Genomic DNA, 23,858 nt, shown 5'->3' with positions numbered 1-23,858 from the left:
TATACAATGTCCGGAGGTACCTCAATGAGCCGATTACATACAGAGAACCACCTCGTATCCCGGATCGGATGGCTTCGCGCAGCGGTACTCGGCGCCAATGATGGCATTGTCTCAACGGCCAGCCTCATTATGGGCGTCGCATCTGCTTCAACGGGAACGACGCAGATAATGGTCGCGGGCATCGCGGGCCTTGTCGCAGGCGCGATGTCCATGGCGGCGGGAGAGTATGTTTCTGTCAGCTCTCAATCCGATACGGAGTTGGCAGATCTTTCCAGAGAGCGCAAGGAACTCGAAACTCAGCCCGAAGCAGAGCTCGATGAATTGATACAAGCCTATATTGATCGCGGCCTAGCCCCGGAACTGGCGCGGGAGGTGGCAATACAGCTGACCTCACGCAATGCTCTGGATGCACATGCCCGTGACGAACTGGGAATTGTCGAACACATGGAAGCACGGCCTGTGCAAGCAGCGCTGACCTCAGCGGTCACGTTCTCGATCGGGGCCGCCCTACCCTTACTGATGGCGGTCATCGCACCTCCCTCGATCTTGCTTTACGCGGTTGCTATCTCTTCCTTGCTGTTTCTGGCGTTTCTAGGTGCAATCGGCGCCAAGGCGGGAGGAGCTAATGTGCTTAAGGCGACCGTTCGTGTTACTTTTTGGGGTGCTTTGGCGATGGCAATCACGGCTGGTATTGGGGCCCTGGTCGGCACAGCGGTCTGACCGTCAATCTGAGTATTAAGGGAATACATATGTAAAGAAGAATTATCGTAGTCGGTGAGAGGCGGGACCTAAAATTTACTCATTCTGTAGGTCGGGAAGACTATGAAGATGCTGTTCTCGGTTGAAGATCGATCAAAAACAATCCTGCTGGTTTTTGCCTTGTGCGGACTTGTGATGGGGCTCGGCCTGCACTTTTCCGGCTACTCGTCGGGAGCACGGATAATCTGGGCAATTGCCACTTTGCCAGTGCTGGCATCTTTGCTCGTCGAGATTCTCCGGAGTTTATGCCGAAAGGAGTTTGGGCTGGATATCGTCGCCGCGATGTCTATGTCGGCCGCACTGGCATTTGGGGAAATGCTGGCGGCTTCGATTGTCGCCCTCATGTATACTGGCGGAGCCTTTCTTGAGAGCTTTGCCGAGGGACGAGCACGCCGTGAGATGCATGCTTTGCTGTCCCGCGCACCGCGAACAACAATGCGATATGTCGATGATCATCTCGAAGAGATTGCCGTTGAAACTATTCGTCCCGGTGACCGCCTTCTGATCCGTCAGGGAGATGTCATCCCCGTCGACGGAAGTATCACTTCCGTAAAAGCTTTCGTAAACATGTCTGCTTTGACGGGAGAGTCACTTCCGATTTCGCTTGCGTCGGGAGCAGAAGTGCTAAGCGGTTCAATGAATGCCGGCGATGCTTTCGATATCCTTGCTAAGCACGAAGTGAAGGATAGTACCTACGCTGGCATCGTTCGCCTCGTGGAAGAGGCACAGCATTCCAAGGCTCCAATGTCCAGACTGGCAGACCAGTGGTCTGTCGGCTTTCTGATCGTGACCGTCATAATCGCCTTCGGAGCATGGTGGTTCACGGGAGACCCGATAAGGTCGGTCGCCGTTCTCGTCGTGGCGACACCATGTCCTCTCATCCTGGCCGTGCCCGTCGCCCTTGTTGCGGGACTGTCGCGTTCCGCTCATTTCGGCGTGCTGGTAAAGGGTGCTCGTCCATTGGAGAACATGGCTCGTATCAACACGTTGGTGCTGGACAAGACTGGAACACTGACAGATGGCCGCCCACAAATTACTTCAATCAACGCGCAGCCAGGATTGAGTGAAAATGACCTACTGCGTTTCGCCGCCTCCCTTGACCAGGTGTCCAAACACCCAATGGCACAGGCTCTCGTGGTGGCCGCTCAGGAACGGGGTATAGAGATTGTAATACCGACCGACGTGAGCGAACTGGCCGGGGATGGTGTGACTGGCTTCGTCGATGGCAAAAGCGTCATTGTCGGCGGACACAGCTTCGTTGAGAGACAAGCCAACGCAAAGCTTATCGAAATCCCCAATGCTGAAGCTGGCGCAGTCCTGGTTGCAGTCGCAATAGACGGCAGGCTTGCGGGCTATATCATTATGGCCGATCCCTTGCGAGCCGATGTGATCGATACGTTACGCGGTATACGCAAGGACGGCGTAAAGCGAATAGTGCTGGCGACAGGTGATCGTGCTGCAGTGGCCAAACGCATCGCCAAGGGTTTGGGGCTTGATGCCATCTACTCCGAACTTTCACCCGATCAAAAGGTGCTGACCGTGCTCAGCGAGCGTAAGAACGGCCCCGTGATGATGGTCGGAGACGGGGTCAACGACGCGCCCGCACTTGCAGCGGCTGATGTTGGCGTTGCCATGGGTGCGAGGGGAGCGGCAGCCTCGGCAGAAGCGGCCGATGTCGTTCTTCTCGTAGATAGAATAGACAGACTTCGCGCCGGGATAGAAATTGCCAAGCAATCAAGGCGCATTGCTGTCGAAAGTGTTGTGGTGGGGATTGGTCTCTCTGTAATTGCCATGATCGCAGCAGCGTTCGGTTATCTAAAACCTGTTCACGGTGCATTGCTCCAGGAGCTGATTGACGTCGCTGTCATCCTCAATGCGCTTCGGGCGTTGAGAACCTCACCCAACATTGGCTAAAGGACGTCATTGTACACCAGAATGTGAACGGGTGCACATGGACGAAATCTGTCTGTCAGCAAATGTCGACCCAAAATTTTCACCTGGCTACAGTTTTGTCCAGATTGCCTCGCAAACGATATTGATCCCTATTTTCGCACTGAATGGCGACTTGCAACACGCATTTCATATTTTTTTCATAGAAAACGTCTGCGTGATAGATGCCCCACTTGTCTGCGCGGAATTTCGCTCCTCGCTCAGAAGCGTCTCATACCGCAGCACGTTGGCTGGACGCTTTGATCGATGCGCAACTAAAGGCACGAGAAAGCACGGACTATTTCGGCAAGTTGCTACTTTCCCTACAAAAACTGCCGGCTCGCCTTAAACAACATTCGTCTTCGTCATTATCGAGTTTATCAACAGCAGCTCGTGCGCAGTGTTTCCAGAGCCTGGGTGAAGATGGGTTTGAGCGACTGTTCCACGGAACTGCAATGCCCAATTTCAGAAAGCACCCAAATGCCGCTGAGCATCCAGATCTTTGATTGACAGCATCGTTATATCCGTTATTCTCGATATATGGAAAACGAAGCTGCAATTACGGCGTTGGCCGCCCTCGCCCAATCGACAAGGCTCGACACCTTTCGACTGTTGGTGAAACACGAACCAGACGGTATTCCTGCCGGTGAACTGGCGCGTATGCTGGATGTGCCACAGAATACAATGTCTGCGCATCTGGCGACATTGTCTCGTGCTGGACTCGTGAATGGCGAACGTCAGAGCCGCTCGATCATCTATCGCGCTGATCTCGACCGGTTTCGAGAACTGACCCTTTTCATGATCAAGGACTGCTGTGGCGGTAGTGCCGAGCTCTGCGCACCTCTTATAAAAAGTCTGACACCCTGTTGCGAACCGAAAGCGCTCACCCAGTAACACAAGGCCGCTGAATTCGGCCTTCCATAAACGGACTGATAAAATGAAAGACCGGATCTACAACGTGCTCTTTTTGTGCACGGGCAATTCCGCACGCTCAATTTTGGGCGAGGCAATTCTGAACAAGGATGGCGAAGGACGTTTTCACGCCTATTCGGCTGGTAGTCGGCCAAAAGGCGACGTTCATCCTCTCGCAATCAAGGAACTGGACGCTCTCGGCTATTCCACCGAGAATCTGAGCTCAAAAAGCTGGGATGTGTTTTCAGTTAGCGACGCCCCTCAGATGGATTTCATTTTCACCGTCTGTGATAACGCAGCCGGAGAAGCCTGCCCTGTCTGGATTGGCCATCCTATGACAGCCCACTGGGGCATTGAGGACCCTGCCGCTGTTGAAGGAAACGACGCAGAAAAGCAGCGCGCCTTTGCACAGGCGGCCCGTTTTCTGAAGAACCGGATATCAGCATTCCTGAGCCTTCCCCACGCCACGATAGACCGCATTGCGATTCAAAATCATCTGAAAGAAATCGGCACCATGGAAGGTAGCACACAGACAAATGTGGAGAATAACTGATGTCCACATTCGAACGTTATCTGACTGTCTGGGTGGCTCTTTGCATTGTCGCTGGCGTAGCTCTGGGCCATTTCTTTCCAACAGTATTCCATGCAATCGGATTTGCTGAAGTCGCCAGGGTCAACATTCCAGTCGCTATTCTCATCTGGCTCATGATCATTCCGATGTTGCTCAAGATTGATTTCAACGCCTTGAGACAGGTCACTGAGCACTGGCGTGGCATCGGCGTCACGCTGTTTATCAATTGGGCCGTCAAACCATTCTCTATGGCGCTTCTCGGTTGGTTGTTCATTGGCTGGTTATTTCGCCCTTATCTGCCTGCAGACCAGATCGACTCCTACATTGCTGGGCTGATTATTCTGGCGGCCGCCCCTTGCACGGCAATGGTGTTCGTCTGGTCCAACCTGACCAAGGGCGAGCCGCATTTCACGCTGTCGCAGGTCGCCTTGAACGACGCGATCATGGTTGTGGCATTTGCTCCTATCGTCGGGCTACTGCTCGGATTGTCGGCAATTACCGTCCCGTGGGATACGCTCGTTTTGTCGGTTGTCCTTTATATCGTCATTCCGGTGATTATCGCGCAAATCCTGCGCAGAAGCATTCTCGGCAGCGGGGGAGAACGAGCTTTCGATGCAATGCTCAGAACGCTACAGCCGCTGTCTCTGATTGCGCTTTTGACGACACTTGTTCTGCTATTCGGGTTTCAAGGAGAGCAGATCATCGCACAGCCCATGATCATTGCGATGCTAGCCGTCCCGATCCTCATCCAGGTCTATTTCAACTCTGGCCTGGCTTATCTGTTGAATCGCATTACAGGCGAGCAACATTGCGTCGCCGGTCCCTCAGCGTTGATTGGCGCGTCCAACTTCTTCGAGCTGGCAGTAGCAGCCGCAATCAGCCTTTTCGGCTTCTCATCTGGCGCAGCACTTGCAACAGTTGTTGGCGTTCTTGTTGAAGTGCCTGTCATGCTCTCCGTTGTCTGGATCGTGAACCGTTCCAAGGGCTGGTACGAACGCGGTTCCAATCAAAAGCCAGTCACCGAAACAGGAAAACTCTGATGTCAGTTACGATCTATCACAATCCGAACTGCGGCACGTCTCGCAACACATTGGCCTTGATCCGTGCCAGCGGCGAAGAGCCTGTTGTCATCGAATATGTACAACATCCGCCTTCGCGAGAACAACTGGTCGAACTGCTCACTGCGATGCAGATGACGCCTCGCCAACTCCTTCGCGAGAAAGGCACACCATATGCCGAGTTGGGGTTGTCCGATCTAAACTGGACCGATGATGAACTGGTCAACTTCATGATGGCGCATCCTATCCTGATCAATCGTCCAATCGTGGAAACGCCGCTTGGCACCAATCTGTGCCGTCCGTCAGAACTGGTTCTCGACATTCTGGAAAACCCGGTGTCTTCATTCACCAAAGAGGACGGAGAAGTCATCATCTATGAAAGAAAGTCGCGCTGACATGGACCTGCCGAACCTCGATCAGAATTCCTTCGCATTGCCCAACCTGGATGCACTACGCGCCGACTTTCCAAAGCATAAGCCTCGTATCCTTTTGCTCTATGGCTCACTTCGTGATCGTTCCTATAGTCGGTTTCTGACGCTGGAAGCGCAGCGCCTTCTCGATGCAATGGGCGCTGAAACGCGTGTCTTTCATGCCAATGGTCTTCCCTTGCCAGACGATGGTTCAGCAGAGCATTCGAAGGTTCAGGAATTGCGTGAGGCAATGCTTTGGTCTGAAGGCCAAGTCTGGACCAGTCCCGAACGTCATGGAGCCATGAGCGCTGTCATGAAATCGCAGATCGACTGGATTCCTTTGCCGGGTGGAGCAATTCGTCCGACGCAAGGCCGAACTTTGGCATTGATGCAAGTTTCAGGCGGATCGCAGAGCTTCAACGCCGTCAATCAGATGCGCATTCTGGGGCGCTGGATGCGAATGATCACCATTCCAAACCAGTCATCCGTCGCAAAGGCATGGCAGGAATTTGACGACGCTGGACGGATGAAACCCTCGTCGTTCTATGATCGCGTGGTCGATGTGATGGAAGAACTAATGAAGTTTACACTTCTGACGCGCGGCATCTCGCATCATCTCACAGACCGTTATAGCGAGCGCAAGGAAGAAGCGGCCAAACTCGAAAAGCGTGTTTCGTTGAAATCAATATGAGCGCTGAACGGCTTCCCATTGCGGCCTTTGCCGGTCTCGGATTGACCCAGAATATCGGTTACGGCACTTTATATTATTCCTTCAGCATTCTCGCGCCGTCCATGGCGCGGGACTTCTCCGTTTCCAACGAATGGATTTTCGGAGCGCTGTCGGTTGCTCTGCTAGCCGGGGGCTTTCTGGCTCCCTGGTTAGGCAAATGGATTGATCGTTACGGCGCAGGTCGCATGATGACGATAGGCTCGATACTGGCCGCCGTCTCTCTCATACTGTGTTCGCTTTCTCCAAATGCTTTGATGTTTGCAGGTGCGCTAACGATCATCGAAATCGCCGCAAACCTCGTCCAATATGGAACAGCCTTTGCATTATTGGTGCAATTAGCTCCAAATGTTGCCCAGCGTAGCATCACCTATCTGACATTGATTGCAGGCTTTGCCTCGACAATTTTCTGGCCCATTACAACAACCCTTCAACATTGGCTTACCTGGCAACAGACCTATTTGCTGTTCGCTTGCCTCCATTTGTTTCTCTGCGTGCCGGTACACCTTTTGCTCGCGCGTTCTATTGCAAAGAGTGGTCGGAAACGATCAACGAATGAAACAGTCACAACCGCCTTTTCAGGTGATCTGCCTGCCCATCAACGGCGCAAAGGTTTCGTACTGGTACTCGTGGCATTCTCGACGCAGGCTCTCGTTGCAGCGGCCATTCTGGTCCATATGGTGCCGATGTTGAGCGCGCTCGGTCTTGCAGGTTCTGCAGCATTTATTGGCGCGATATTCGGACCTTCTCAGGTAGCCAGCCGCCTGATCAACATGCTCGGTGGCAAAAACCTCGCTCCGATCAGTCTGGCAGTAATCTCTGCCTCCTTGATGGGGCTAGCCCTCATTGTTCTGCTATTCGGAGCCCCATCCATTATTGCGACGATGATGTTTGCCTGTCTTTTTGGCTTCGGAAACGGTCTATTCAGTATTGTCTCCGGAACGTTGCCGCTGTCTCTATTCGGCAGTGACGGCTACGGTGCCATGCAAGGCAAGATCATGTCAGCCAGACTAATCATTTCGGCCACTGCGCCATTCGCGATGGCTTCCAGTATAACGAACGTTGGTGCGAGCTGGAGCCTTACTATTCTGGCTCTTACTGCCGCTTTAGGCGTCGCGTTTCTCACAGGATTGAAGTTGCTTCGTTGATGTCTGCTTACAGGCAAATGTGGTTGGAACGAAACCACGGCAGTAAAGCGCAATTCGCCCAACCCGGAAGCATCAAGCTGATCGATACAGTAAAAATCGAGGCCCAAGCCAAGCCGCAGACCCCCCATCCAAACCATCGAGGGACTTTCTGCTATGTCCACATCGCCTGCTTCTGCCAGTTTGCCGGGCGTGTAATTCGTTCATCGCCGTGACATAGTCACTTGATATTATCGAAATTCGATAACGATACTCGATGGAATGGATGCATTGGATCATGTGGGCATATGGAACATCAATATCTGCTGAATGGCCTCATTCGCCTTCACGTTCTGCATCATGCGACCGAAGGCGAGGGGCTCTGTCGCAAATTTTTTAGCGGGTTATAGTCTGCCTTCTCTGCGGACACACTTATGCTGCGAGTTCCGCAAAGACCTCGAATGGCGAGCGGTTGTCATTTGCAAATTGGTTCTTGCGGATCATATGTGCGACTTCGATGCCTGCGATTGTTGCTGAAGCTGAATGCAACGCTTTGAAGCCCATCATCGGCTTTGTGATCCGCTTGATGAACCGATGATCCTGCTCAAGGATGTTATTGAGATATTTGACCTGAAGAATTTCAATCATCTTGCTGTGCCCCGTGATTTTCAGGATATTGTTTACAGCCTGGGCTCCGGCGAGATTGGCGCCGCTTTTATCAATGACAATCTTCGTTGGGATGCCGTTGCTTGCCATGGCCTTCTTGAAAAAACGCCGTGCAGCACCGAGATTTCGGCGTTCAGAGAGCATGAAGTCCAGAGTTTGACCATCACGATCAACCGCCCGATATAAATATGTCCATTTCCCTTTGACCTTTATATAGGTCTCGTCAATACGGGTTCTGTCGCAAAATTTTGTGCTGGTTAAGTGCGCCTTATCACTGGGCACAATTATGCTGCAAGCTCTGCAAAGACCTGAAAAGGCGAATGGTTGTTGTTTGCGAATTGGCCTTTGCGGATCATATGTGCCACTTCAATGCCCGCGATTGTCGCTGATGCGCTGTGAAACGCCTTGAAGCCCATCATTGGCTTGGTGATCTTCTTGATGAACCGATGGTCTTGCTCAAGAATATTGTTGAGATATTTCACCTGAAGAATTTCAAACATCATGCCGACACCAGTGATTTTCAGGATCGTGTTTGCAGCCTGTGCACCGGCCAGGTTAGCCCCGCTTTTATCAATGACAACCTTGTGCGGAACACCATTGCTTGCGATGGCTTTTTTAAAGAAACGCCTTGCCGCACTAAGATTTCGGCGCTCAGAGAGCATAAATTCCAAGGTTTGGCCGTCACGATCAACAGCCCTATACAGATAGGTCCATTTCCCTTTGACCTTTATATAAGTCTCGTCAATACGCCATGAGCCAAGAGTTAAACGCTTACGTTTCTGTGCCTGCTCTGCAATCTGTGGAGAATATCGTACAACCCATCGGTTCAGTGTTGCATGGTCAACATCGACACCACGTTCAGCCATGATTTCCTGAAGATCGCGATAGGAAACTGGATAACGGACATAAAAGAACACAGCATAAAGAATGACACTTGTGGGGAAATGAGCTCCCTTGAAATCCACTGTCACCCGCTAAGACCTCATGCAGTTTCCCGTACTGATAATGACATAGATCACCAAAAGTGAAAAATTTGCGACACAGCCAGATCAATTGTTGGGTCCGGTGTCTAGGAAAATACCTTAGCTTCCCGAGGACAGTTTCATGAAATCTGTCGGCTTCTGTCAGAAAACTCTCACTTTACCGCCAACCCGGGCGCGCTTGTAAAGATCAATCACATCACTATTGGTTATGCGAAAGCAACCGGACGACGCGGCAGTCCCTATGGTTTCCGGCTTATTGGAGCCATGGATGCGATAAAGCGCTCTTGCACCAAGCGGATTATCGGGACCGCCAGCCATATGAGCGGGCAGGTCGGGCCTGTGTTCCCGCATTGATGCAGGTGGACGCCAGTCGGGCCATTCGCGCTTGGCGGTGTGGTCTGCCCCCATCGGGTGATCCGGGTTTACTGTTAGTGCATGCTGGGTCGACTTGCCACTGTTGGTGTTGACGCTGGGCCATTTTGTTTAGGCCAGACGACTGTTTCGGGTGCCGGTGGCTTGTAGCCCAGTGATGAATGTGGCCGCACTGTGTTGTAATGCTGTCTCCAGTTTTCTATGATGATCTTCGCTTCCTTGAGCGTGTAGAAGATTTCGCCGTTGAGCAGTTCGTCACGGAGTTTCGAGTTGAAGCTCTCGCAATAGCCGTTTTCCCATGGACTGCCCGGCATGATGTAGGCGGTTTTGGCACCGACTGCTGCGATCCACTCCCGAAGTGCTTTGGCGATGAACTCCGGGCCATTGTCCGAACGAATATGGGTGGGGATGCCGCGTAGGATGAAGAGGTCGGAAAGCACGTCGATAACATCGACTGCCTTCAGCTTTCTCTCGACCCTGATGGCGATGCATTCCCGCGTGAACTCATCAATCACGTTGAGCATGCGGATTCTCCTGCCGTTGTGCGTCCGGTCCTCGACAAAGTCGTAGGACCAGACATGATTTGGGTATTCCGGTCGAAGCCGAATGCACGAGCTGTCGTTCAGCCACAAACGGCTGCGTTTCGGTTGCTTGTGCGGCACTTTCAGCCCCTCCCGCCGCCAGATGCGCTCAACCCGCTTGACGTTCACGATCCAGCCAGCCTGGTGCAGCATCGCCGTGATGCGACGATAGCCATAGCGACCATATTGGAGGGCGAGCGCTGTGATGTCCGCAGTCAACGCTGCTTCATCATCCGGGGTCTTGGCGATCTTGCGCTGCGTGGAACGATGCTGACCCAAAACTCGGCACGCCCGTCTCTCGGACACCTTCAGTTCATTGATCACATGGTCCACGCAAGCGCGGCGACGGGAGGGGCTCAGAAGTTTCCCTTGGCAGCCTCGGCAAGAATCATCTTATCCAGCGTGAGATCAGAAACAGCCCGCCTCAGCCGGGCATTCTCTGCCTCCAGTTCCTTCAGCCGCTTTACCTGATCGCCCTTCAAGCCACCGTATTCGGAACGCCATCGGTAATATGTAACTTCTGTAACGCCTATCGACCGGATCGCTTCCGCCATCGATTTTCCTTGCGCATGTAGAACGTCAACCTGACGAAGCTTCGTGACGATCTCTTCTGCCTTATGTCTTTTCGCTGCCATTTCAATGTCCTTCTACGGCTCATAAGCCATACTTCATGAAGGATCACTTTTCAGGGGGCAGACCAATTCGCATCGAGCCTTTGCTACCAACGACGTGCACGGCAAGCCGCGTGTAGATTTACGCTTGGGCTAGTGTACGGATTAACTGTCTACGAAAACAAGATGGCCGGTGAGAAATGAATGTCTCACCGGCCACAACTTTGCTCAATAGGGCTTAGAACTTTACGCTAAGCTTGGCCTTACCCGAGTTCTGATTAAAGCTCGAACCATATTGGCCGGAATATTCAAGACCCAGCGTCGTCTGATTGCCCAGATCAATATCAAGGCCAGCCTTGATAATCGCGGTGTCCTTCGCAATTGGTGCACCGGCCAATTCAAATACCGTTCCGGCATCGAACGAGGCTGCTGTCGTCGGAATGGTATCGCCATAGGCGTGCTGCCAGCCAGCCGTACCGTTAAGCCTTGCATTCATACTGCCGAATACGACTGGAGCAGAAGCCCGAAGACCAATTGTGGTAAACGTGGTTGTCGCCGTTTCTTTTCCAATCCGGAGCGCGGCATTCCCCCCATGTTCATCGAACCGCCCAGTTTGCAGGCGCACCACCGCAACATTTGCAAATGGCTCAATCGCCGTTCCGTTCACATCAAAACGATGCGAGAGTTCGCCGAATGCCTGAAAGGTGTCTGCGCTGTAATCGGCATCAAGACTTTCTGAAAAGCCCGGGAAAGCGACAAGGCGATCAGTTTCGATCTTGTGCCAGCTATAGGCAAGACCTGCCTTGAGCGCAGTCGCGCTCCACTGGGTGCCCCCATAGATACCCAGATGATAGTTGTCACTGTGGCCAGACGAGTTGCGATCATTCACATCGAAACTGGTGCGGCTATAGCCCGCGAGAGCGCCCAGCCTCCAATTCTCGACGACTTCCGCGTCATAGCCTGCAACAAAGCCGCCCGTTGATTGCTTCAGCTTGCCAGCATTTCCATCCGCGCCGGTTTCACTCCACTGGCCAAGTGCCTGTCCCCAGATCGCGGCGCGCGGTGCCGAAACCTGCGATGAAGCCATGTCTGTTGCGACGGATGATGAGGCAGCACTCTGCCCACTACCGCCAAACGCCGCGTCAACGCGTTCCATGACGGCATTGCGAATGATCGAGCTGTCATTGATGATCGCAGTTCGCATCGATGCATGAACTTCACCTGAGAGTGCATTGAATGCGCGACGCGCATTGTCTTCGTTGTCCTGCATGACGACCGTGTCGTAAACAGCATTGCCAGCACCAAGCGCTTCGACAGCGACAGCTACCGACTTCTGATTGCCTGTCTTTGCCGTAGCAGCGAAGTCGATGTCGTTGCGTGCGATGTTGAGGTAGACTGCGTTGGGATCATAGGCCAGGCCAAGATCGACGAAAGGCATGTTCTGGCTCAAATCGCCAAACGTACCCACGATGCCGCCTTCAGCACTTAAAATGGTGTAGCTCTTGCCGGGCATATAGGTGCCGGCGGCTTTTTCTATATAGACCTTCGCGCCACCAAGCGTCGCCGTTCCACTCACATCGATGCGATCGCTTTTACCGGAAGCATCAATTTCCGCAACGTAATTGGCTCCCGCATCAAAGGCCAGATTGCCATCGACCTTCAGCGTGCCGATAGAATTGCCCGGTGCGATGATACTGCCAGCGCCGGCATAAAGGCCTCCGACTGAACCTGCGCCAGCCAGATATGCGCCGTTTTCAACGCTGGCTGTGCCGACAAGGAATGCACCTGAATGGGATGCATCGCCAATGACCAGCCCACCTTCTTTCACAGTCGTGCCGCCTGTATAGGTGTTGGCACCGTTCAGGACCAGAACACCAGTGCCGGACTTCGTGAGACTGCCAGTACCATCAATATTGCCGTCGAAACGGGTATTGGCGGACTGGTCTACGGTCAGAGCTGCCGAGCCGAGGCTCAATGTCCCGCCCTCGCCCATCAGCGACGACATGCTCACATTGAAATTGTTGAGATCGAGCTTGCCACCATTCACCGAGAAGGCCGTATTGTCGACGAATGCCCCGTCCACGCCAGCCTGAAGCACTCCGCCTTCCACCAAGGTTCCGCCCGTGTAGCTGTTTGCCTGGCCCAGAACGAGCGTACCGGCTCCGCGCTTGAGCAGCGCCCCCTCTCCTGTGGCTTGCTGCAGCAGCGTCACGCGGTTGTCTGCATCCGCGATGTCGATCCATCCAAGTCCCTCAAGGGACACGGTGCGATCCAGCGTTTTCATGTCGCTGCCCGTTATACGCAGACCGCCATCAATGAGACGCAGCCGAGCATCGGCATTGCCAAGAGCCGCATCTTCGCTGACGAGGATCGTCCCGCCGTCGGTGACAGCCGTTTCACCGATAAAGGAATGATCGTCGATACAATAGTCCTTGATGGCCTGCTGGAAGCGCGCATCCGTGCTGTCGCAGTTCAGCAATGTCTTCTTTTCGTCAAGCGTCAGATCGGTCAGAATCGGTTTGCCATTGGCATCCGAAATCTGGCCCAGATAGAGATCCCTGCGTTGATTGTTTCGGGTTAGAACAAATTCCTTGTTCTTTTCCGCGAAGCCGTAAGCATTGGCGCCCCAAACGAGACGCGTTTTGCTCGTTTCATTTTCCGAGTAAGTCTGGAGCTGCGGGCCAACCCATCGAAAATCATGCGCAACGGGTTCATGGTCGGAGATCGCTTCCGGCTGACGGCCCGGCCGAGTGACTTTTACGTCCTTGATCACTCCGGTGTAGGGATCATTGGGATCATCCACAATCTCATACCATTTTCCGAATGGCCGCGAGACGAGGAAATGATCGATCTTGGCACGGTCCCAGCTCGCCCAGGTATTGGTTGCGTCCTCGCCTGCCGACGGCCATGTGGTGCTGCCATCGTTGAGATCATGCGGCCTGAAGTCTTCGCGGACCGCATCCGTCTGGAGCAGCATGTACTGCTTCTTGAGCACATTCATCGTAACCGGCGTGTTGTTGGCAACCGCATAGGTTTCGTCTTGCAGCCCGACATTCTTCCCGGCCTTGTAGGCGGCGGAAAGAGCGTCGCCCCATTGCTTCCACGACAGGGTGTCGATGTCCTGTCCGACATATGCTTCCTGAATGACCGAACGCATCGTCTGCTGATCGGCGTTGAGAACATATTGCCGCGTCAGATCGCGATAAAAGGTGTTGCCGTCAGATTGCTGCATCAGTCTGATCTGCGCATCGATGTGATGAAGGCCGCGCTCGGAAACATCCCCCGCATTGAAGTCGCCCATGACCATGATCGGCTGGGTGGCTCCTTTTGCCCATGTGTTGAGGGCTTGGGCTTCATTCACGCGACCGGTCGATCCATCTGCATAATCGAGATGAACCGTGCCGATGAGTGTCTGCGGACGGGAGCCCTGGGCGTCCAGCTGAGTATAGCTGACATAGCGACCTTGCGTATTTCCGCCCAGATTGATCGTGCCGAATTTGCCCGGCAAACGGGAAATGATACCCACATCGCCGACCTGCACATTACCGTAAGTGCCGCGACCCGCAGTTTGAAGGAAATCCGGTATGCGCGTAACATAGGTACTACCGTTGACTTCCTGCATCCCGAGCACGTCGAAATTGGCTGCTGCCATAAAGTCCGCTGTCAATTCCGGGTTCTGTTTGAACTTGTTCCAGATGTTGATCGTCATGACGCGAATGTCATAGCTATCGGCTGCGCGCGCCGGAGCGGCAGCAATTCCTGCGACTGCGACACCGCATAAAAGCTGCGCAGTCAGAGCCAAAAGTTTTCCGTTGCGTTTGGTCGTCCCCGTTACCATCCCTCGGTCCTTTTCCTGGAAGATGCTTCCATTTCATCAATGTGACAGCCGGATTGATCATCCAACTTCAATCGATGCTGAAATGACAGAGTTCAATGTCACTTTTATTACATTTTACTCCCGACCGGGATGCGAGGACTCCAAAACCTGCGGTCCTTAATAGTAAATGTCATTAATATTACATTTTTATTCGCTAATCGATTCACCCAGATATTGCTATTTTAACCCCACGATTTCCTCGCCTCATTCAACCTGGAAATGAGAGATGGATCTGAGTGATCAGGCGCATAAGGACATAACGACAACCATGAGCGAACTTTCCGGTCCCGGTGGCAACAAGAAGGAAATCCGGCAGCAGGCGTTGTTGCAATGGATTGAAAACAGCCATTATGTTTCTCTTGAAGAGATCGCAGAACGGTTCCATGTCACCACTCAGACGGCGCGGCGCGACATTGCGGACCTGGAACATAGGGGCAAAGTCCGGAAACTGCATGGCGGCGTGTCGCAACTGACGCCACTCGATCCCGTGACCTACCGTCAGCGCAGACATGATCGGGCCGACGAGAAGGTGCGAATTGCCGAAGCTGTCGTCGCGCTCATTCCCGATGGCGCCACTGTTTTCCTCGATACCGGCACAACATGCGAAGCGATTGCCAATACCCTTATCAGCAGAGAGCGCCTGCATGTTGTCACATATAGCCTGCGATCAGCAGCCATTATCAGTGAGAAAACAGATTTCACGCTCGCTGTTCCTGGTGGCTTTGTTCGACCCATCGATGGCGGGATGTTTCAGGAAGATACACCGGAATTCATCCGACGCTTCAAGTTCGACTATGCAATCATTTCCGTCAGCGGCGTTGATGATGACGGTGATCTTTGTGACGACGACCATACGGAAGTGGCTGTCGTTTCAGCCGCATTGCGACAAGCGGCACACAAGCTGCTCGCAGTTGACAGCTCAAAATTTGGCAAACGAGCGATGGTCAGACTTGGATCGGTTCACGACATTACGACCGTGATCACCAATGAAATGCCTGCCCCTGCTCTATCAGCCGTTCTGAAAAAAGCCGCCGTTCATATCCATCTTGCTCCCGAACCTGACTGAAAATCAACCATATTCACAACCCGTAACTTTGGTTTGCCCGTCACGGTTTTATAATTGCGACATCCCGGATCAACGCGCTTGAGACAGAAGGAGTTTAAGTCGAGCAGATAGACACCGCAAACCAGCAAGAAAGCGCTATAGTTGGCATATTCTCGGGAAAACGCGGAGGCTCGCCTGCATCTGAACCAAGCCCGCCAATGATCAGAGCAGGAACCGCGACCGAAGGATAATCCTCGAGTGCTTCGCGCAACATGTCGATGCAGCCGACCACCAGGCTGACCCTGCTGCCTGCTGCTAGTCACAGCGCACTCGGAATCGATGAACGCACGTTCACCCACCGACAATGCCTAAAACGGAGTGGCTGCTTTCGACACTTCGGATGGTAGGTCCAACGCTGAAACGAACATGCAAAACTTCGACCGACTACCTCGCAACAATCTTATAATCTATCGCTTTCTTTCAGAAGCCAGGCCGATGTGATCTGTGCGGGCGTTGCGCCTTTCTCATCGGTGAATTTGACGAAAGACGCGGAGATGGTGCAGACGGGACACCGCTTGTCCCGTATTACGCTTGTCGGATGATGTGTTAGCTATCGCTGCCTTCTTCTGAGGCCAATACAACCGTCAATCCATTCCACTTTCTCAACAGACTTCGAGCTTTGTAGATCCGCCAATACGATATCTCGTAGCTCTTGCGGCATGTCTGCAGCCCGTGGATATTGTCCCTGTCGACTTATGTGCATCAGGAGCTGTTCACAGAGCGCCAATATTTCTCCATTCGCATTGAGCAATCTCATGAACACATGCAAACGCTTACAATCAGCATCGATCAGGGTCAGCTCTACCTGCAATGTTTCATCTGCATGGCACTCTTTCAGATAGCCGATACGGCTGTCGAGCGTGTAGAGCGTGGCCTTATTTGCCTCGCGATAGGTAGCATCGATGCCAATTCGATCCATATAAGCGGTCGCCGCATCAGAAAAAACAATGGCATAGGCATAGTCCCCCATATGCCCATTATAGTCGATCCAATTCGATGAGACTGTCGTGCTATAGGTGAATAAAGCGCCGTTCATTCTCACTTCCTCCGTTCAAACCAGGCATAGAACTCTCCGACGATACCTTTACGGAAGAGGATGACGCATGCCATGAAGATGAGGCCAGTGACGATTGTGACTGGGAAGTCGGATGTTGCGAGATAGTTCTGGAGGGCGACGACGAAGGCTGCGCCGACGATGGGTCCGATCAGCGTGCCGATGCCGCCAAGCAGCGTCATCAGGATGACCTCGCCCGACATCTGCCAGCCAACATCGGTCAGCGTTGCAAACTGGAAGACGAGCGCCTTCATGCCGCCTGCAAGGCCCGCAAGGCCAGCCGACATGACGAATGCGGCCAGCTTGTACTGATTGACGGAATAGCCGAGCGATATGGCGCGGCTTTCGTTTTCGCGCACCGATTTCAGGATCATGCCGAAGGGCGAGTTGGTGATGCGCCAGATGGCGAAGACCCCAAGCACGAACACGGCCAGCACGAAGTAATACATGTTCATCTGGTTGTTGAGATCAATGAAGCCGAACAGATATCCGCGCGGCACGCCCTGCAAGCCGTCCTCGCCATGGGTGAAGGCCGCCTGCAGGCAGAAGAAGAAGAACATCTGCGACAGCGCAAGCGTGATCATGGTCGAATAGATGCCCTGACGGCGAATGGCCAGATAGCCGATGACAAGGCCAAGCGCTGCGGCGGCAAGAACGCCGAGGATCAGCCCCACTTCCGGCGTCACGCCCCATTCCTTCACCGTATGCGCGGTGATATAGGCAGCGCCCCCGAAGAAGGCCGCATGGCCGAACGAGAGAATGCCGGTATAGCCAAGCAGAAGATTGAAGGCAGAGGCAAACAGCGCAAAACACAGCATCTTCATCAGGAAGATCGGATAGACCACGAAGGGTGCGGCGGCCAGTGCGATGATGGCGATGACGAGAATGACCGCCGACAGGCTGTTGATCGCAGGCTTGCGGGATGAAGCGGTGCCTTGGCTTGCAGCCGTTGCTTTAAGAGCGGTATCAGCCATATCAGGCCTCCTTCCCGAACAGTCCGGCGGGTCGCACCAGAAGGACGATAGCCATGATAACGAAGATGACGATGCTGGAGGCTTCCGGATAAAAGACCTTGGTGAGCCCTTCTGCCAGCCCCAGCACATAGCCGGTAATGATGGCGCCGAGGATCGATCCCATGCCGCCGACAACCACCACGGCAAAGACCACGATGATGATGTTGGAGCCCATCAGCGGGCTGACCTGATAGATCGGGGCTGCCATGATGCCGGCCACGCCTGCAAGACCCGCACCCAGCGCATAGGTGAAGGTGAGAAGCAGCGGCACATTGATGCCGAAGGCTTTGACCAGTGTCGGGTTTTCGGTGGCGGCGCGCAAATAAGCGCCAAGCTTGGTCTTTTCGATCAGAAGCCAGGTGCCAAGGCAGATGATCAGCGAGGCCACGACCACCCAGGCGCGATAGTTCGGCAGGAACATGAAGCCGAGATTATGCCCGCCAGCCAGCGATGGCGGCACCGCATAGGGCTGTCCGGCAGCGCCATAATAATAACGGAACGTGCCTTCGATCACGAGGGCAAGGCCGAAGGTGAAGAGCAGGCCATAGAGCGGATCGAGATTATAAAGCCGTGACAGCGCCACGCGCTCGACGATCGCCCCGCCAAGACCGACGATGATCGGGGCCAGAACAAGCGCTGGCCAATAGCCGATGCCAAGCCAGCTCAACAGCAGATAGCCGACAAAAGCGCCCAGCATATATTGTGCGCCATGGGCAAAATTGATGATGCGCAACAGCCCGAAGATGATGGCAAGGCCAAGGCTCAGCATGGCATAGAACGAGCCATTGATGAGGCCAACCAGCAACTGCCCGAGAAGCGCCTGCAGGGGAATACCGAAGATCATTGTCATGTCAGACTCCCAAGGCTTCGTTCAGGGCTGCCATGCGGTCGGGCAGCTCGGCGGTCGGGAAGTTCTCCGTCACCACGCCATGATCCATGAGATAGAAGCGGTCTGCGACCTTGGCGGCAAAGCGGAAGTTCTGCTCGACCAGAAGGATGGTCATGCCGCGCTTCTTCAATTCCACCAGCACATCGCCGATGCGCTGCACGATGACAGGCGCCAGACCTTCGGTCGGCTCGTCCAGCAGCAGCACCTTCACGCCGGTGCGCAGGATGCGCGCAATGGCCAACATCTGCTGTTCGCCGCCCGACAGTTTGGTGCCAGGGCTGTTGCGCCGTTCATGCAGGTTCGGGAAAAGCGCGTAAATCTCGTCCAATGACATCAGGCTCTGCTCGCCTTTTGCGACGACCGGCGGCAGCAGCAGGTTCTCATGCACGCTGAGCGAGGCGAAGATGCCGCGTTCTTCCGGCACGAAGCCCAGACCCGCATGGGCGATGCGGTGCAAGGGCACGCGCATGATATCCCGACCGTCCAGCGTGATCGTGCCGGTACGCTTGCGGATGATGCCCATGATGGCGCGCAAGGTTGTCGTCTTGCCGACGCCGTTGCGGCCCAGAAGCGTGATGGTTTCGCCCGGCCAGATGTCGAGATCGACGCCATGCAGGGCATGGCTTTCGCCATACCAGGCATTCAGTCCGCGCACGGACAGGAGCGGTTGGCCTTTATTCATGTTCGGTTCCCATATAGGCGGTGCGCACGCGCTCGTCCTTCGAGACGTCGGCATAGCTGCCGGAGGCGAGGATCTCGCCGCGTTGCAGCACCGTGACATGGTGGGCGATATCGGCCACCACCTTGAGATTGTGTTCCACCATCAGCACGGCGCGATCCTTCGCGACATCGGCAATGAGGGCGGCGATGGTGTGGACGTCTTCATGGCCCATGCCGGCCATCGGCTCATCGAGCAGCAGCACTTTCGGATCGAGCGCCAGTGTGGTGGCGATTTCCAGCGCGCGCTTGCGGCCATAGGAGAGATCGGCAGCCAGTGCATGACGGGCATCGGCAAGGCCGACGCGTTCCAGAAGCTCGATGGCTCTCGCGTCCAGCCGGTCCAGCGCCGAGAGCGCACGCCAGAATTGCGTGGCAAGGCCATTCGGGCGCTGCAACGCCACCTTGACGTTTTCCAATACGGTCAGATGCGGGAAGGTGGCCGAAATCTGGAACGAGCGCACCAATCCCATCCGCGCTACTTTGGCCGGATCGGTTTTGGTGATCGTTTCGCCCAGAAGCGTGATCTCGCCGCTTGTCGGCTGCAAAAACTTGGTCAGGAGATTGAACACCGTCGTCTTGCCAGCCCCGTTCGGGCCGATCAGCGCATGAACACGGGCATGTTCCACATCAAGATCGACATTCTTCACCGCGTAAAAGCCGCCAAACGACTTGCCAAGTCCCCGCGCCGACAAAACATGACGCCCAGAACCCTGCCGCGAATTATCCGAACCAGACGGCCCTGCCTCACGCAGAGCCGCATCTCTCACAGTCGAAGCTTCCATCCAATCAGCCTCTTACTGCTTTACCAATGGACAGCTGCCCTTATCGAGCGGACGGAACGCTTCGTCGCCCGGAATGGTGCGCAGAACTTTGTAATAGTCCCATGGTCCTTTGGATTCCTCAGGAGATTTGACCTGAACAAGATACATGTCGTGTACCATACGACCGTCTGCACGCAGCTTCGCATTGCGGGCGAAGAAGTCGTTGATATCCATCGTGCGCATCTTGTCGAGCACTACCTTGCCACTGGTGGACTTTGCCGCCTCCGACGCCTTGAGATAATTCATGACAGCCGAATAAACGCCAGCATGAACCATCGTTGGCATTTTGCCGTTCATTCGTTCGCCGAACCGCTTCGACCAGGCGCGGGTTTGATCATCATAATCCCAGTAAAAGCCGGTAGTGAGTGTCAGGCCTTTTGCCGTTTCAAGGCCGACACTATGGACGTCGGAGAGAAACAGCAGCATGCCCGCGATCTTCTGGCCGCCCTGAGTAATGCCATATTCATTGGCTTGCTTGAGAGCCGTCATCGTATCGCCCGACGAGTTGGCAAGAGCGATCACGTCAGCGCCCGATGCTTGCGCCTGAAGCAGGAAAGATGAGAAGTCAGTGGTTTCACGTGGGTGACGAACAGAGCCCACAACTTCACCGCCGCTTGCCTTGACAGCTTCTGTCGTATCCCGTTCCAGGGCATGACCGAAGGTATAGTCAACGGTAATGAAGTACCACTTCTTGCCACCTTCCTGCGTCATCGCGCGACCGGTGCCATTGGCAAGCGAATACGTATCCCAAGTCCACTGCGCCGTCGTTGGCGAGCAGGCTTTGCCCGTCAGGTCCGAGGAACCTGCGGTGGATGCCAGAAAAGCTACGTCCTTGTCGCGCGTGATTTCTTGAACTGCCATGGCGACCGACGATGTCGGCACATCGATAATGGCTTTGACATTCTTCTCGTCAATCCAGCTGCGCGCCAGCGTGGAACCGATATCCGGCTTGTTCTGATGATCGCCGACGATGACTTCGATGGACTCCCCATTCAACTTGCCCCCGAAATCCTCGACGGCCATCTTGGCCGCAACGACTGAGCCTTCGCCAGCAAGATCGAAATTCATGCCGGACATGTCCGTCAGCACACCCAGTCGAACTGGCTCCGCCAAAGCCGGGCTCGCAAGCATCATTGCGGCAAATGCACCCGAAAGCATCATTGATTTCATTGTCATGGTTTTCCTCCTCCCAAATAATAACGGTGTCAGCCCGACTGGCTGTTACTTTCTGCAATCAGCCTCGCCAGATAGAACTGGTCTGCTTCATAGGGCGCAGCCCAATTGGCGCGGTGTTCTTGATCAATGGCCCTCTTGGTCATCCGCAGGGCTAAAGGCGGGCATTCCGCAATTGTCTGCGCGAAGAGTTTTGCAGCTTCGACCGCGCCACCCGCAGGCGCAATCTTGTCGCAAAGCCCCATATTGAGCGCGTCCTGCTCGCCGATCCGCTCATTGGCGAAAAGCGCGCGCTTGGCACGTGTCGGACCGATAAGCGACGACAGGAGGGGCAAACCGCCCCAACCCAGCGTCATGCCCAGACGGACTTCGGGAAACTGAAAGAATGCGCCGTCAGCCATAACGCGAAAATCAGCAGCCAACGCGAGAATGCCGCCGCCACCAACAGCTGGGCCTTCGACCGCTGCGATGGTGATCTGCGGCAACAACCGCCATCGATCACACATGACACCGCCGAGCGACATAGCCGCGTGACGAGAAACGGCGTCCGCATTGTTGCGCCACAGATTATCGTCCTTCAGATCGACACCACCCGAAAAGCGACTTTCGGTGCCAGTAATAATAACGACCTGAACCGTGTCATCCGCCGATAACTCATCCGCCGCTTCTATGAGCGCCTTGATCGCTTCTTCATTGAGAGCATTGGCCTTGCCGCCACGGTCATAGCGCGCCACCGCAATCGGTCCTTCGCGCTGGATATCGACTATGGCCATTTCCATCCTCCCAATTGTTTTCGCTTTGACATACTACCGAGTATGTTGCATATTCCAAATAGGTTTGCAACTGCCCTCTTTTGAGGTTTAGTTGCGGCCCGGGTAGGAGGAATTCAGAATATGACGCCAGACCAGCGTGCGCTCGACCGCAACCATTCCGTGTTGCGATATCTTCTCGATCAATATGCAGCGGAGCGCCCCACAGCACCATTCGTGCATTTTTGGCCATCGACCGAATGGGATTACAAAACGACCCGGGACCGCGTTCGCCAGCGTGCGGCGACATTGAAATCCCACGGCGTGAAACGCGGCGATCACGTCCTTTGTTTTATGGGCAACGGGCCGGACCTACTCACCACCTGGTTCGCCATCAATTACATCGGCGCGGTCTATGTGCCGATCAACACCGCAGCCCTCGGTCGCCCGCTGGAACATATTCTGGATGACGCGGATGCGCCACTGATGGTCGCGCACGCCGATCTGGTAGAACGATTGCAGGAGGTCGCTCCGGGCAAACTGCGTAAAGTCTTGGTGGTCGAAGGTGTCGTAAACCACGCCATCTCTGGCGTGGAAATCCTGCCTTTGACTGACGTAGAAACCGTCAGCGAAACCGAACTCGTTCTCGACACGCCGATTGAGCCATGGGACACGCTTGCCATCATGTACACGTCGGGTACGACGGGCAATGCCAAGGGTGTCGTGACCTCTTATGTGCAGCTTTATACGATGGGGCCAGACGCCTTTGATTGCGTCGATGAAACGGACCGTTGCATGATCTGCGGTCCGATCTTTCATTGCGGTTCCACGCTCTATGTCTATGCAATGCTGGCGCGCGGACTATCGATTGGTATCATGCGCGAGTTCAAAACACAGCACTTCTGGCAAGCAGTGCGGGAAACAAACTCGACCTACTGTCTGTTGCTGGGTGTGATGGCCAGTTTTCTCTTAAAACAGCCGGTTTCATCGGATGATCGCAACCACCCGCTGCGTCGTGCCTTCATCACGCCATTTGGCGAAGACGGTCCATTATTCGCCGAGAGATTTGGCGTGGAGGCATGGACCATCTACAACATGACCGAAATCGCCAGTCCGCTTGTTGCCGGTCCCGGCATTACCCAAAAGGGCATCGCGGGGAAGCCGCGCCCCTGGTATCAGTTGCGTGTCGTCGACGAAAACGACATCGAAGTGCCGGATGGCACAGCTGGTGAACTTGTCATTCGCTCCGACCGTCCATGGGCTTTGATGAAAGGCTATTACAACAATCCGAAAGCCACCGTGGAAGCCATGCGCAATGGCTGGTTTCACACCGGGGACAGCTTTCGCAAGGACGAAAACGGCGTTTATTTCTTCGTTGATCGTCTGAAAGATGTCATTCGGCGACGCGGCGAAAATATCTCGTCTTTCGCGTTGGAGGCCGAAGTCCTTTTTCACGACAGCGTCAAAGAATGCGCGGCTATCGCAGTACCAAGTGAATTGAGCGAAGATGAAGTCCTGATCGCCGTGACGCCGGTGGACGGACAAGAAATTGTCGCCGAAGAGTTGCTGGATTTTCTTGCAGGCCGCCTACCCCGCTTTATGGTGCCGCGCTATGTGCGGATTTTGGAATCTCTTCCGAAGACATCGAGCGGTAAAATCCAGAAGCATATTTTGCGCAGCGAAGGGGTTACCGGAAACACGATCGATCGCGAGCTGAAGGTGAAGCGCGCAAGTTGATTTGCAGAAGCGCGACA

The 23,858-nt window shown here is 54.4% G+C and carries 21 protein-coding genes and 2 pseudogenes; 10 read left to right on the top strand and 13 right to left on the bottom strand.

Going from position 1 to position 23,858, the window contains the following annotated elements; all coding sequences use genetic code 11:
- Window positions 1–24: 24 nt before the first annotated feature.
- The 8 genes from ACSME1_RS13660 to arsK all read left to right on the top strand — a co-directional run bounded on the left by ACSME1_RS13660 (window position 25) and on the right by arsK (window position 7,514).
- Window positions 25–720: a VIT1/CCC1 transporter family protein gene (locus ACSME1_RS13660; protein ID WP_024899098.1), complete on the top strand. Its 696-nt coding sequence runs from the start codon at window positions 25–27 to the stop codon at window positions 718–720.
- Between the two features lie 108 nt (window positions 721–828).
- Entirely contained in the window at window positions 829–2,673 is a 1,845-nt protein-coding gene (locus ACSME1_RS13655) for a heavy metal translocating P-type ATPase (RefSeq protein ID WP_435655454.1), read from the top strand.
- Window positions 2,674–3,228: 555 nt separating this feature from the next.
- Window positions 3,229–3,582, top strand: a complete 354-nt coding sequence (locus ACSME1_RS13650) for an ArsR/SmtB family transcription factor (protein WP_024899212.1) — start codon at window positions 3,229–3,231, stop codon at window positions 3,580–3,582.
- Between the two features lie 43 nt (window positions 3,583–3,625).
- Entirely contained in the window at window positions 3,626–4,153 is a 528-nt protein-coding gene (locus ACSME1_RS13645) for an arsenate reductase ArsC (RefSeq protein WP_435655403.1), read from the top strand.
- Window positions 4,153–5,211 (top strand): ACR3 family arsenite efflux transporter, encoded by a 1,059-nt coding sequence (gene arsB / locus ACSME1_RS13640; RefSeq protein WP_435655402.1) that lies wholly within the window; start codon window positions 4,153–4,155, stop codon window positions 5,209–5,211. The genes ACSME1_RS13645 and arsB overlap by 1 nt, the downstream gene beginning before the upstream one ends.
- Window positions 5,211–5,624, top strand: a complete 414-nt coding sequence (arsC, locus tag ACSME1_RS13635; RefSeq protein WP_024899209.1) for an arsenate reductase (glutaredoxin) — start codon at window positions 5,211–5,213, stop codon at window positions 5,622–5,624. The genes arsB and arsC overlap by 1 nt, the downstream gene beginning before the upstream one ends.
- Entirely contained in the window at window positions 5,605–6,330 is a 726-nt protein-coding gene (gene arsH, locus ACSME1_RS13630) for an arsenical resistance protein ArsH (RefSeq protein WP_435655401.1), read from the top strand. The genes arsC and arsH overlap by 20 nt, the downstream gene beginning before the upstream one ends.
- On the top strand, window positions 6,327–7,514 hold the full coding sequence (gene arsK, locus ACSME1_RS13625; RefSeq protein ID WP_435655400.1) for an arsenite efflux MFS transporter ArsK: 1,188 nt from the start codon (window positions 6,327–6,329) through the stop codon (window positions 7,512–7,514). Before arsH ends, arsK begins: the two co-directional genes overlap by 4 nt.
- A 408-nt stretch (window positions 7,515–7,922) precedes the next feature.
- Here arsK and ACSME1_RS13620 read toward each other — a convergent pair.
- The 5 genes and pseudogenes from ACSME1_RS13620 to ACSME1_RS13600 all read right to left on the bottom strand — a co-directional run.
- Window positions 7,923–8,387, bottom strand: a pseudogene (locus ACSME1_RS13620) (IS6 family transposase); the annotation flags it as partial.
- 53 nt (window positions 8,388–8,440) lie between these two features.
- On the bottom strand, window positions 8,441–9,127 hold the full coding sequence (locus ACSME1_RS13615) for an IS6 family transposase (protein ID WP_024899860.1): 687 nt from the start codon (window positions 9,125–9,127) through the stop codon (window positions 8,441–8,443).
- A 153-nt stretch (window positions 9,128–9,280) separates the two neighbouring features.
- Window positions 9,281–9,532: pseudogene (locus tag ACSME1_RS13610) on the bottom strand (L,D-transpeptidase); the annotation flags it as partial.
- Window positions 9,533–9,567: 35 nt separating this feature from the next.
- Window positions 9,568–10,727 (bottom strand): IS3 family transposase gene (locus ACSME1_RS13605; protein WP_435655313.1). Its coding sequence is split into 2 segments (ribosomal slippage): window positions 9,568–10,463 and window positions 10,463–10,727, totalling 1,161 coding nucleotides; the frame shifts between segments, so codons are not numbered across the junction.
- Between the two features lie 214 nt (window positions 10,728–10,941).
- Window positions 10,942–14,541: an autotransporter domain-containing protein gene (locus tag ACSME1_RS13600; RefSeq protein ID WP_435655399.1), complete on the bottom strand. Its 3,600-nt coding sequence runs from the start codon at window positions 14,539–14,541 to the stop codon at window positions 10,942–10,944.
- Between the two features lie 265 nt (window positions 14,542–14,806).
- Between ACSME1_RS13600 and ACSME1_RS13595 the strand changes: the two genes are divergently transcribed.
- Window positions 14,807–15,646, top strand: a complete 840-nt coding sequence (locus ACSME1_RS13595; protein ID WP_125302998.1) for a DeoR/GlpR family DNA-binding transcription regulator — start codon at window positions 14,807–14,809, stop codon at window positions 15,644–15,646.
- A gap of 94 nt (window positions 15,647–15,740) precedes the next feature.
- Here the strand turns inward: ACSME1_RS13595 and ACSME1_RS13590 are convergent, their stop codons facing one another.
- From ACSME1_RS13590 to ACSME1_RS13555, 8 genes are all read right to left on the bottom strand, one after another.
- The gene (locus tag ACSME1_RS13590; protein ID WP_435655398.1) at window positions 15,741–15,917 is read right to left on the bottom strand and encodes a hypothetical protein; all 177 of its coding nucleotides are present in this window, start codon (window positions 15,915–15,917) and stop codon (window positions 15,741–15,743) included.
- Window positions 15,918–16,235: 318 nt separating this feature from the next.
- Entirely contained in the window at window positions 16,236–16,721 is a 486-nt protein-coding gene (locus ACSME1_RS13585) for a thioesterase family protein (RefSeq protein WP_151558594.1), read from the bottom strand.
- A gap of 2 nt (window positions 16,722–16,723) precedes the next feature.
- Window positions 16,724–17,713 carry a branched-chain amino acid ABC transporter permease gene (locus tag ACSME1_RS13580; RefSeq protein ID WP_125303004.1) on the bottom strand — a complete coding sequence of 330 codons (990 nt, stop codon included), beginning with the start codon at window positions 17,711–17,713 and terminating at the stop codon, window positions 16,724–16,726.
- A 1-nt stretch (window position 17,714) separates the two neighbouring features.
- Window positions 17,715–18,602: a branched-chain amino acid ABC transporter permease gene (locus tag ACSME1_RS13575; protein WP_078341355.1), complete on the bottom strand. Its 888-nt coding sequence runs from the start codon at window positions 18,600–18,602 to the stop codon at window positions 17,715–17,717.
- 1 nt (window position 18,603) lies between these two features.
- Window positions 18,604–19,323 carry an ABC transporter ATP-binding protein gene (locus ACSME1_RS13570; protein WP_151654194.1) on the bottom strand — a complete coding sequence of 240 codons (720 nt, stop codon included), beginning with the start codon at window positions 19,321–19,323 and terminating at the stop codon, window positions 18,604–18,606.
- Window positions 19,316–20,143, bottom strand: a complete 828-nt coding sequence (locus ACSME1_RS13565) for an ABC transporter ATP-binding protein (protein WP_125303010.1) — start codon at window positions 20,141–20,143, stop codon at window positions 19,316–19,318. Before ACSME1_RS13565 ends, ACSME1_RS13570 begins: the two co-directional genes overlap by 8 nt.
- A gap of 12 nt (window positions 20,144–20,155) precedes the next feature.
- On the bottom strand, window positions 20,156–21,358 hold the full coding sequence (locus ACSME1_RS13560; RefSeq protein ID WP_125303013.1) for an ABC transporter substrate-binding protein: 1,203 nt from the start codon (window positions 21,356–21,358) through the stop codon (window positions 20,156–20,158).
- Window positions 21,359–21,387: 29 nt separating this feature from the next.
- On the bottom strand, window positions 21,388–22,128 hold the full coding sequence (locus ACSME1_RS13555; RefSeq protein WP_078341174.1) for an enoyl-CoA hydratase/isomerase family protein: 741 nt from the start codon (window positions 22,126–22,128) through the stop codon (window positions 21,388–21,390).
- A gap of 120 nt (window positions 22,129–22,248) precedes the next feature.
- Between ACSME1_RS13555 and ACSME1_RS13550 the strand changes: the two genes are divergently transcribed.
- Window positions 22,249–23,841 carry an AMP-binding protein gene (locus ACSME1_RS13550; protein ID WP_125303015.1) on the top strand — a complete coding sequence of 531 codons (1,593 nt, stop codon included), beginning with the start codon at window positions 22,249–22,251 and terminating at the stop codon, window positions 23,839–23,841.
- The last annotated feature ends 17 nt before the right edge of the window (window positions 23,842–23,858 follow it).

Origin of the sequence: Brucella pituitosa (assembly GCF_965577835.1) — a bacterium.
Taxonomy (GTDB): Bacteria; Pseudomonadota; Alphaproteobacteria; order Rhizobiales; family Rhizobiaceae; genus Brucella; species Brucella pituitosa.
This window is presented reverse-complemented; position numbering and strand designations above follow the sequence as displayed.